The organism is Veillonella caviae (assembly GCF_003992125.1).
In the GTDB taxonomy this organism is placed as follows: domain Bacteria; phylum Bacillota; class Negativicutes; order Veillonellales; family Veillonellaceae; genus Veillonella; species Veillonella caviae.
Genome location: NZ_RQUY01000042.1, coordinates 1 through 1,912 on the forward strand (window position 1 = coordinate 1; position 1,912 = coordinate 1,912).

The window sequence follows — 1,912 nt, forward strand, 5'->3', positions numbered from 1 at the left end:
AGAAGGGGCTGTAACAAAATGAACATTTTTGTTCATTTTGTTCTCAGTCCCTTTTCACTGCATAAAACCTAGCCCCATATCTTTTAAAATTCAAAGAGATATAGGGCTAGGTTTTAATTTTAAGCGCACCTTAATAAGCCTAGCGAATGCTTAAATTTTTGCTGCTAAGCTACTTCATTTATCGCAAATAAGCTTTGTCCAATACGGTTAGCTTGAATGCGGTTATAAAGTTTTCTTAGATTAAATCCAAAGGCTATGAAATAAAGATCTTTTTCTACATTTTCTTTACCACGCCTTAGCATACGCTTGTACCGGTAATCTTGCTTTATGACGCCAAAAGCGCCTTCTATTTGTATTGAACGGTTAACTCTTAATAAGGTTCCATACTCTGTCGTAAATCGACTTAAATTATCTTTTTGAAGCAAGTTGTAGTACGTAGATATATATAACCTCTTGTTATTCTTGGGTTGCTTTCCTTTATATGGCTTTTGGCACTTTGAGCGTAATCCACACTTGTTACAACTACCACATTCATATATACGCGAGTATATCACGACACCAGACTTTTTCTTGGTTTTCTTGCTAAATTTAAAAGTAAGTTTTCTCCCTTTAGCACAGGTATATGTATCTGTTTCTTTGGAGTAGGTCATATTTTCTGCACGACCAATATCTTCTCTATAAAACTTTTTCTTATCTCGTTCATGGTTTTGCGGTTTAATACAACTAGCGTAATTATGCTTCTGAAGCCAGTCAAAGTTTTCGTAACTATCATACCCTGCATCAGCTACCACATAACTAAATTTCTTATCGTGTAGTTCACCTAACTCTTTCATAAATGGAATTAATGTGTTAACATCGGTAGGATTTGCATATACTCCAACGCCCAGAATATATTCACTATGTACAGCTAGTTGGATGTTGTAAGCAGGCTTTAGTTGGCCGTTTAGCATATGATCTTCTTTTAGACGCATAAAGGTAGCATCAGGATCCGTTTTTGAGTAGCTATTCCGTTCACCCAGAATCTCTAAATGGCGTTCATACTCATGGCGTTTATTTACTATTTCTTCACACCGTTCAAACCAGCGTTGCCACTGCGTTTTTCTTGAGCCTTTACCATACACAAAAGTAATATGTAAGGCCTGCACTTGTTCCTGCAATAGGTGTAATAGTAACTCATCTGAGCATGCACGTAAGTCTTCACCTGTAGCGCGAAAAATTTCACCTGTAAGTGACTCTAATTCGCCGGGAATTTTATTGAGTTCTCGTTGGATTTTCTTTTTCCAAACAAAGGTATAACGATTTGCATTTGCTTCAAGCTTTGTTCCATCAATAAAGACTTCTGCAAAATTAATACTATCTAGTCGGCTTAAAACAGTAATAAATTGGCTAAATAAATCCTTCAAAACAGACAACGTCATTCTAGAAAAGAAGCGTTGAAAAGCCATGTGGCTTGGCACAGGGTAGCCTTGTAATAACCACTTGTATTGTAAATTAACCTCGCACTGGCGCTGTATTGCCCGTGAAGAATAAATACCTTCTAGCATCGCAAAGCAATATACTTTAAATAAAATGTCAGGTGGTACTGCAGATTTTCTCCCTTTTGAAGAATATAAACGCTGCAATTTTGTATAGTTCAACTCCTCTAATACAGCGTCTAGTAACCGCACTGGTTCATTTTCAGCTATCATTAGACCATAATCTAGTGGTAATACTAGTTGGCGAGATCCTTGAAGTTTGGTATAATTTTCTTGGATATTTTTATTTAGTAGCATAATTAAATTATATCAGCAAAAAAGCCCCTTCGGGGGCTTTTTTGCTATGAAAATATAGCAAAGACGCACTTTAATCATACTTTCATATGACTAAAACGCGTCTTTGTTTTCTTAGAGGCTATTTTGTTACAGCCCCTTTT

The 1,912-nt window shown here is 36.2% G+C and carries 1 protein-coding gene; it reads right to left on the reverse strand.

Annotated features, from left to right (window positions below; genetic code table 11):
* Positions 1-164 precede the first annotated feature (164 nt).
* Positions 165-1,772 (reverse strand): IS1182 family transposase, encoded by a 1,608-nt coding sequence (locus tag EO120_RS09045; RefSeq protein WP_127135143.1) that lies wholly within the window; start codon positions 1,770-1,772, stop codon positions 165-167.
* Between the last annotated feature and the right edge of the window lie 140 nt (positions 1,773-1,912).